This window comes from Neptunomonas sp. (assembly GCF_041601355.1).
In the GTDB taxonomy this organism is placed as follows: Bacteria; Pseudomonadota; Gammaproteobacteria; order Pseudomonadales; family Balneatricaceae; genus Neptunomonas.
Genome location: NZ_JBFIIH010000150.1, coordinates 1 through 8,886 on the forward strand (window position 1 = coordinate 1; position 8,886 = coordinate 8,886).

The window sequence follows — 8,886 nt, forward strand, 5'->3', positions numbered from 1 at the left end:
AGACAACCCTCTGCATAACGCACCGCATACCATGGCTGATATTACCGCGGCTGAATGGGGTCGTGCATACTCTCGCGAAGAGGCTGTATTCCCAACGGCTGCAACACGTCAGAACAAGTTCTGGCCTGCTGTAAACCGTGTAGATAATGTCTATGGCGATCGTAACTTTATCTGCTCGTGTCCGCCAATTGAGTCTTATCAGGACGAAGCATAAGCATTTGTCAGCTCACAATAAAGTTTGTGACTGGTTTAATGAAGTTTGTGAGCGTAATTAAGTTTGGGACTCATTAGTCGATAAAATGTACATAAAGGCGAACCAGCAATGGTTCGCCTTTTTTCTTCTAAATCTGTCAGTACTGTCCGCTGTTGATATTGTATTGGGTAGCATTGCTACCGCATCTATTAATTGGTATGGGGATGGCCGCGAAATTGTGTGCGGAGTTTAATAAGGGATGGTTAGTTAAAGAATATGGCTTAAGGGGCTAGTTACGCCATTGGCTCCTCTATTAAGCACATGTGTATATATTTCGGTTGTTTTTACATCGCTATGACCGAGTTGTTCCTGAACTGTGCGTATATCAGCACCGGATTGTAGTAAATGAGTAGCAAATGAATGCCGCAACGTGTGACTAGTCACTTCTTTGTGAATTCCTGCCCCTTTTGATGCGGTACGCAAAAATTTGTTAATACCTGACTCATCAATATGGTGTCTTCTTATGTTATTGGTTCCAGGCTCAATACTAAGTTTGACGGAAGGGAAAAGATACTGCCAGCCCAGTTGATAAGGCGCTGATGGGTATTTTTTAGCCAATGCATCAGGCATCCATACACCTGGAAAAGAGTTTGAGGTCGAATCCTCAAGAAGCTTTGTCTCGACATTTGATATTTGTTGTTTTAGTAGTGGAATCAATTCTGTAGCGAGCGTGGTAATGCGGTGTTTTGCGCCTTTCCCGTTCCAGATCCTTAATAAGAGGTGGTCCAGATCTATATCTTTTACGCGGAGTCTGACAAGCTCTATGCGTCTAAGCCCTGAACAATATAAAAGAGCAACAATAAGCCACTTTATGCCTGAAAGTTGGTCCATCAGATTTTTGACTTCTTGTGTGCTTAAAACGACAGGTAGTTTTCTTTGCCGTTTAGCGTATCTGAAATCACCAATATCACCTAGAGGCTGCAATAAAATATGGCGGTACATAAACACTAAAGCATTCAGTGCAATCGCTTGAGTTGATGCAGCAACGTGCCGATGTACAGCGAGATGTGTAAGGTATGACATTACATCTTTTTCGCGGAGTCGGTTTGGGTGTTGTTTGTTATGAAATAAAATATAGGCCTTGATCCAGTATAAATATGCCGCTATGGTTCTACGACTATAGCGCCTAACCAGCATGTACTCGCGGATAGACCGAAGGAATGGGGAGTGAGTCATTGAGCAGTCCTTTCTCAAAAGCTGTTTATTTATACAGTATAATTTTTCTTGTGAAAGTCAATAATAATTTCGCTTATTCTTTCCCTCTTAATTTTTGGCGGTAGTTCTGTGTGTATTATTATTTATAAATATCAAGCTATTAGGGGTCATGAAAAATCATTCGTGGAATTATAAGGATTCCTGATAATAATTATTATGAGGACGCGTTCCTCATAAACAGACTGTTAGGGCTCTAAGGGCAATCATCAATAACCGAGTTTATTATGAAAACTATTACAGGCTTTTCCACAGTGATGAATTTTGAGCGGGATGGTATCCCTGCTCATGTCTTATATAAACGACTCGCAATATTCTTCGATGAGGTTATTTTTAATCCACGATATTGCCCAATTGGTAGGGACGACCTTTTCAAGACTCACACTGATTACCTAGCAATGCTTGTTTCAGGAAACATAGAGGCGGGAAAAACGTTAGCGAAAACTAAAGGTTTCAAATCAGTGTTTATAAACTGCTGGGATTATATTGAAGATGTTGAAAAGTTTGAAACAGGCTTAGAAAATATTCTTGATAAAGAGCTAATTAATAAAATTTTCTCATATGCTTATGAGAAGGAAATGCCAGAAGGTGCAATCATCCACACAAAAGAGTTCAAACAATTATGTGGCGATATGTGGAGAGATTTACAGTTATATAGCGGGTTTAAAGAAATAGAACCAAATACTGCTGGAAATTTATCATCTCATTTCGGTGAAGCCTTTACCGATTTTTCTCGAAGTGAAGGAATACTTATAAACGAGCTATCATTAAACAGCACACAGATGCCTGACTTTTCTGAGTTATCATGGGAGCAAATCTTTGAGCTTCGTAAAGATAGTTCAATCAAGAAATTCAGAGATAAAATCTTAGCTAATTTTGACCAGTCGAAAGGTATTGACAGTGAAATCATATCAGGATTGTGGGAAATTGCTTCTTATGCAAAACCAAATATCAAAGGTACAATTTTAAAGGGTATTTTGTCTAATATCCCATCTCCAATAATAATAAATCCGGTTGGATTAGGAACTGCAATTAAAGACACGTACGATGACTATAAACTTGAAGAGTCAAAAGGGTGGCTGTTTTTCATCCAAAAAGCTCGTGCGTTAACCGAGGCAAACCCTAACAAGCAGTTCAACACGGAAGCGTAAACGGCTGCCATCGTTTTTGCAAAAAGACAAAGGCGCAAAAACAATATCAACCTACGCTCCGGTTAACTGGGCGTTATCAGTAAGGAAGTATTGTGCAAAAATCAGCATTCGAAAAAATTTCTATAGATTCGGCCTTTGAGAGCTTTTTAGTTTTCATGGTTTCGGGCTTTCTAGTAGTAGCTGTAGGCGGATTCTTTGTTGATCTCTCTGGTGAGCTTCCAGATTGGTACTCAGGATTAATCCAAGAGCCAATTTCAATCGCATATTTCTTTATTCTAAGCATTGTTAGCTTACTAGCCACTGCCATTGCCACATGGGGCGGAACAAAAAACCACAATGGAAAGTTGTGGTTTGAATATATAGTCTTAGCCCCAAACAGAGCAGGGATAAGTTGTGGCTTTATCGCTAGTGGAATGTTGATTGGCATTGGTCTGGGACTACTATTGGTTACCCGCGGAGCTCCAGACTCGGAACTAGCAAGTACAGCAATCGCATTTGTTGCTTTAGGTATTTATTGTTTGGCTGTCGCTTACCCAGTAGCTTTACTAATGCTTTATCTCATAAACCACAACACCAAACATAACATTGTCATTGATATATTCGGTGCAGTGTATGTAGCTCTAGTTTTGTTCGCGGGGTACAAATTTAAGGAGCATATGGATTGGGTTACTGTTGGAGCTATTTTTGCGATATTTATCGTTTACGCGTTCATTGGACGCAAATGGCTACGAACAACTGATAACAAGTCAAGCAACGCGGACGGCGTAAACGCCGCCGGTTCTTGAAGCGTTATATTTACAAGGAGAGTTAAGTGCTAGCTAAAATTGAACGATGGATTGATCAAACACTGTCAAACTACTCAGACAAAGCATTATCATGCAGCGTTTTTTCAAGTGCATTTAAAGGTTTCTACTCTCCTCAAATATTAGAAAATTGCTTCTTTGTCGTCCTCGATGACATACCTAAACCTGATTTCCCGGAATTACATGAAGCAGGCCTTGGTGACTTCATCAACATGGATGTTCAAGGCATTACGTATAAAAATACCTATTTCATCAAAAAGGGCTATGAAAACGACTTGGAGTTCCACTTCCATGAACTAGTTCACGTTCAACAGTGGCATTACCTCGGGGCTCAAAATTTTGTAAGTCGCTACATTCAAGAAATTAATCAGCATGGGTATCAAGAAGCCCCTCTCGAACAAATGGCTTACGGACTAGGCGCATACTTCTCAGCAAAAAATCCAGCTATTGATATTCCGGCGTATGTGCAAAGTAAGATATAACAAGGCATTCAACTGCCGCCAGCAAGCTGGCTCGGAACTTCAAAACGCTACGCGTTTTTCCGTCCCGTTAATGCGGCGTTATGTGTTTTTTTGTGCAATTAATTCTGAGGATATTATGGTTCCAAAATCAGCGAAACTTAGAGTCGCAAGACCAACTGATAATTTGAATGAAATCTCCCGTATGTATATTAATGCTCTGGGGTTTAAACTACTTGGTTCCTTTGAAGATCATAATGGATTTGACGGAGCAATTATTGGTCATGAAGAACATAACTATCATTTCGAATTTACTCATCATAGAGGTGTAGAAGTTGGTAATTCTCCTACACAAGACAATTTAATTGTTTTCTATTTTAGCGATAACTCAATTTGGGAACATTGTTGTTTAAAAATGTTGGACGCAGGGTTTAGACAGGTTAAGTCTTATAATGAGTATTGGGATGTTCTCGGTAAAACATTTGAAGATTTAGATGGTTATCGTGTTGTACTCCAAAACAAAGAGTGGCTAGCTTAAACACATAACAAGGCAATTAAATCGGACGCATTACGGTTGTCGCTATTTTTGCTAAAAACAAAAAGCTCGCAAAAATAGCGCCAACCTACGCGCCATTTATTGCGGCGTTAGGCAAATAGGGGAGATAGATGGATTTTTTTACATGGCAGAACGTACTTCTAGCAACACTTGTTTTTTTTGTTGCCGGCTACTTCCTGTGGGCCGTTAATACGATTGCGGATAGCTTGATAAATATTGGTCAACGCAGGAGGTACAGAGAAGCGCTTGTTAAGGCAATGATTAACAATGAAGATCTAACATGGGATCAAGCTAAAGTCATAGCAGAGGTTAGATTTCTATCTCAGTCTTGTATTAAGAAATCACTAAATTATTTAATCGATGATGCGCTTGTCGAAAAAGATTTTGAAGTTCCTGTTAAAAGACTAGAAGCCTTTAAAACCAGCTTCAATGAAGATGAGCCTTATGACGGAATCCCAAATGAATTAAAGCTTCCATTAGATAAAATAAAGAAAGAAATAGAAAATGGCCAAGAACTCTTAGAACCATTAGTAGGACATTTAAAGGAGTTTAGCATCCAGAATTCTGCCTCAAAAAAGAGGCAAAATATTATTTCAGCCACTAGCCTTATCGTTGGTCTCATAAGCTTCAGTTACGCAATATATACAACCAATGCGCCAGAGATAGGGGCGGTACAGTCTTTGCCGTCTGAGATCCAGGATGTGCCTAACAAGTCACTGCAACCGACAGCTAAAGCTGCGGTTGAGTGAGGCGTTATACATGAGAAGGAACTTTGATGAGTCTGAAAGATCATTTTGAACTGCTGGCCGCCTACAATCAGTGGATGAACTCAAAGGTTTACGAGGCCGCAGGTCACCTCGGAGCGAAGGAGTTGGCCAAGGACCGTGGTGCCTTTTTCAGCTCCATTCTCGGTACGCTGAATCACATCCTCGTTGGCGACACCATTTGGCTCAAGCGATTTGCCACACATCCGTCCTGCATGTCCTCATTGCGTGAGGTAGCTAATCTTCCAAATCCGAACAGACTGGATCAGATAATTTTTGAAGATTTCGCTGCTTTGTCTGAACAGAGGGCTTGGTTAGATGGTCAGATTATCAGTTGGGTAGGTGAACTATCCGAGAGAGATTTGGATCTCGTACTCAGCTACCACAATACTAAAGGAGTTCCTGCCAACAAACGGTTTTCAAGCCTAGTTTTTCACTTCTTTAGCCATCAAACTCACCATCGGGGACAAGTATCTGCTTTGCTATCTCAGGCTGGTGAGGATATTGGGGTTACTGATCTGTTGGCGTTGATTGCGGAGGAAACTCATGTATAACCAGTCGCTGTTGCCGGACATTTTTCCACCGCTTCGCGGCTCCAAAATTGCCGCAAAGCTTAGCGTTAAATTACTACAGGAAGAACATGAAAGAGCAAACCTCACTAACGCAAAGAATTCAGAATTTGTTCAAGAGTGATCCAAAGCCAATATTTGATCATTTCAGAAATATAGGTATTGCTGCGGCTTTGGCACTAGGTGCGGGTGCGTTGCGGAGCTTTCATCTAGAAAACAACCTTTGGTATTTGAATGATGTTGCTCTGGTGTGTTCATACGTTACCTTCGCTTTAGCTACAGTACTTCTGATAATTAACACTTCCTTTGCTCAGATATCGATCAATATTTTCTTCTTCAATAAAACAAAATTTGATGGAGTACTACAAAAAATAGGGTCTGCAGTTGTTTTGTATACTTATACAGGGGTCCTCTTTGCGCTCACTGTTATGTATGCGCTCAATGCTGCTAACGACAGAATAGAGCAGATCAATCAACAACAGGCTGAAGCAGGTAAGCTGTATCTCAACATAGAGAAAGTGAATGAAACCCTTAAGACATTAGGGGAAGAAAATGTAAAGCTAAGAAGTGAAAACTCTCGGCTAGAAAGCGACATTGAAAGCCTTAGCTCGGAGGTATCGCAATTTAACAAGTCAATTCAGCCGACCGCTGGCGCGTCGGCTGATTGAGGCGTTATGTTTCTTTGTAATTAGCCAAGGTTCTTAATGAATTCATATTTAGTTTCGGATAAGCCAATAATTTATGCAGATATGAATGTATTTCGGTACTTGGCTTGTGGAGACATTTCGATACTCGAACCAGAAAGGTTCAAGTGGGTTTATTCTCATGTTCATCTTGATGAAATTCATAGGAATGGAAACCAAGATGCACTCGAAGGGATGGCATTGCTGAAAGCAGTTGAGATATGTGATGTTCTGAACCAAGACTTTCAATCTGAAGGTAATATTGTAATAAGGGATTACATAGATCCTTATTCGAGATATGAGCAACACTTAGAGGCAATTGCTGGTTATGAAGGCATGGCAGATCACATGGTGGAGCACCTCATACGCTCTTTTGGAGCAGACAACTTTAAAGAGCTAAGTGAAACCCCAGAGCAAATGCGAAATGAAATAGAACGAATAACAAGCATTATTCCTGATGAAAGACGTGAAGATCTAGTCGAGAAAGCATCAAAAGTAACCAAAGAAATGGAAGTTACAATTGAAAATCACCTAAAAAACAAGATGCCAATTGATAAAACAAGACGCGCATTAGGCGTTTCAAGTGAAGCTCGCAAGGCTATCGAAAAGTCTGAATCCGCAATTGATGAAGTTTGGGATTTGATTTCACCTTCAATACCAAATGTCACAAAAAATCAGTTCTTTGGTTTTGAGCCAATTCCGGGTATTGAGGGAGTTCAGCATACTCAGCACAGTGCAATATCTGGGGCATATATTGTGCTCAATATGGTAGGTATAAGCCCTGACAAAGGTCTTGCGAAAAGAGACAAGATTAAGAATGTAATGTCAGATGGGCAGCACGCTGGAATGGCATCTTATTGTAATGCCTTAGTTTCTGCTGACAGAGGTATAATTAATAAGTCATCATGTATATTTTCGTATCTGAACAATATTACCAATGCTTTGCATTTTGAGTACCAAAAAGGGTACCAGCTTAGCCTTGGCGTAAGTAAAACATAACAAGCGCATGTTGTCGGACTGGTTTTCCGCTGCGCTCCAAACCAGCCGCAAATGCGAGCGTTGAGGCTGTCGGATTAGTCCCACAGCCCTTGGCCTTCGTACCAGCGATCAGCTAAAATCTGATAAAAGAACTTTACCCCGCAGGATGCAACGGATGGCGCGCTATAAACACTACGATTACCAACAAACCAAGATGATTCCGCTGCGTTTTTCGGATCAGATCCAGCCCGGCACCTTTGAATATACCCTCAACCATGTCGTCGATAATGAACTTGACCTGGGTGTGTTTGAATCCCGTTATCGGAACGACTACAACGGTGCGCCAGCTTACGATCCTGCTCTCCTGCTAAAGATCGTATTATTTGCCTACGCGCGGGGAATTACCTCCAGCCGTAAAATAGCGCAAGCCTGTCGTGAGAACGTTATCTTTATGGCACTCTCGGCTGATAGCCAGCCACATCACAGCACCTTGGCGGACTTCATCTCACGCATGGATGAAGTGATCGCTCCCTTATTTACCCATGTTCTGATGGTCTGTGATGGAATGAACCTGATCGGTCGGGAGATGTTCGCTATCGATGGCTGCAAAATGCCCTCCAATGCTTCTAAAGAATGGAGTGGTACGCGAGCCGAACTCACCCGCAAACAGGCCAAAATTGATCGTGCCGTCGAACGGATGATGAAAGCGCATCAGACCTGTGATCAACGTGATACACCGCCTGAGATCACTACACGAGAACAAGCCCAGATTAAAAAACTCGCACAGGTCTCCGCCAAAATACAAAAGCACTTAGCTACTGAACCTGAACGGCGCGGTCAACGCGGCACGCCGGTCAAAGCCAACCTCACCGATAACGACAGCGCCAAAATGAAAACGGCTAAAGGCGTGATCCAAGGCTACAACGGTGTCGCTGCCGTCGACAGCAAACACCAGATCATTGTGCATGCCCAGGCCTATGGTGCTGGTCAGGAACAACACACCTTACTGCCCATGCTCACCGGCATCGATAAACGCTTTAACAATCTCAAGCCTACACAACCAGAACAGGGCATTCTTCAACGTGTACAGATCACTGCCGACAGTGGCTTTCATAGCGAAGCGAACATGAGACTGATCTACCGCTGGATTCCGGGGACAGTTTACTTAACTCCTCCAAGAAAATGGGGTCAGATCACAGGTGTTGCTAATCTAGCTGCATTGTTCTGCTGAACATAAAATCCTAGAGGTCTTGCCTATTGGCAGGCGAGAGGGTAAAACAAGGATCAAGTGCGATAAAAAGTGAACTGAGACATGTATTGTCAACTCACAATAAAGTTTGTGACTGGTTTAATGAAGTTTGTGAGCGTAATTAAGTTTGGGACTCATTAGTCGATAAAATGTACATAAAGGCGAACCAGCAATGGTTCGCCTTTTTTGTTTTTCTTTGATCCGTCCTGA

At 41.6% G+C, this 8,886-nt stretch carries 11 protein-coding genes; 10 read left to right on the forward strand and 1 reads right to left on the reverse strand.

Features of this window, described 5'->3' with window-relative positions; genetic code table 11:
* Positions 1-214 (forward strand): hypothetical protein (locus ABY436_RS17410; protein ID WP_372740201.1); only part of this gene is annotated, 214 nt, incomplete at its 5' end.
* Between the two features lie 246 nt (positions 215-460).
* Here ABY436_RS17410 and ABY436_RS17415 read toward each other — a convergent pair.
* Positions 461-1,429 (reverse strand): integron integrase, encoded by a 969-nt coding sequence (locus tag ABY436_RS17415; RefSeq protein WP_372740202.1) that lies wholly within the window; start codon positions 1,427-1,429, stop codon positions 461-463.
* A 263-nt stretch (positions 1,430-1,692) separates the two neighbouring features.
* Here ABY436_RS17415 and ABY436_RS17420 point away from each other — a divergent pair, with 263 nt between their 5' ends.
* The 9 genes from ABY436_RS17420 to ABY436_RS17460 all read left to right on the forward strand — a co-directional run bounded on the left by ABY436_RS17420 (position 1,693) and on the right by ABY436_RS17460 (position 8,658).
* Positions 1,693-2,616, forward strand: a complete 924-nt coding sequence (locus ABY436_RS17420; protein WP_372740203.1) for a hypothetical protein — start codon at positions 1,693-1,695, stop codon at positions 2,614-2,616.
* A 92-nt stretch (positions 2,617-2,708) separates the two neighbouring features.
* Complete coding sequence (locus ABY436_RS17425; protein WP_372740204.1) at positions 2,709-3,401, forward strand: hypothetical protein; 693 nt, start codon at positions 2,709-2,711, stop codon at positions 3,399-3,401.
* A 26-nt stretch (positions 3,402-3,427) separates the two neighbouring features.
* Entirely contained in the window at positions 3,428-3,901 is a 474-nt protein-coding gene (locus ABY436_RS17430; protein WP_372740205.1) for a hypothetical protein, read from the forward strand.
* Between the two features lie 115 nt (positions 3,902-4,016).
* Positions 4,017-4,415: a VOC family protein gene (locus ABY436_RS17435; protein ID WP_372740206.1), complete on the forward strand. Its 399-nt coding sequence runs from the start codon at positions 4,017-4,019 to the stop codon at positions 4,413-4,415.
* A gap of 128 nt (positions 4,416-4,543) precedes the next feature.
* A complete protein-coding gene (locus ABY436_RS17440; protein ID WP_372740207.1) occupies positions 4,544-5,182 on the forward strand; it encodes a hypothetical protein in 639 nt (212 codons plus the stop codon).
* A 26-nt stretch (positions 5,183-5,208) separates the two neighbouring features.
* The gene (locus tag ABY436_RS17445; RefSeq protein ID WP_372740208.1) at positions 5,209-5,751 is read left to right on the forward strand and encodes a DinB family protein; all 543 of its coding nucleotides are present in this window, start codon (positions 5,209-5,211) and stop codon (positions 5,749-5,751) included.
* A gap of 86 nt (positions 5,752-5,837) precedes the next feature.
* The gene (locus tag ABY436_RS17450; RefSeq protein ID WP_372740209.1) at positions 5,838-6,434 is read left to right on the forward strand and encodes a hypothetical protein; all 597 of its coding nucleotides are present in this window, start codon (positions 5,838-5,840) and stop codon (positions 6,432-6,434) included.
* Between the two features lie 36 nt (positions 6,435-6,470).
* The gene (locus tag ABY436_RS17455) at positions 6,471-7,448 is read left to right on the forward strand and encodes a hypothetical protein (RefSeq protein WP_372740210.1); all 978 of its coding nucleotides are present in this window, start codon (positions 6,471-6,473) and stop codon (positions 7,446-7,448) included.
* 154 nt (positions 7,449-7,602) lie between these two features.
* Positions 7,603-8,658, forward strand: a complete 1,056-nt coding sequence (locus tag ABY436_RS17460) for a transposase (protein WP_372740211.1) — start codon at positions 7,603-7,605, stop codon at positions 8,656-8,658.
* The last annotated feature ends 228 nt before the right edge of the window (positions 8,659-8,886 follow it).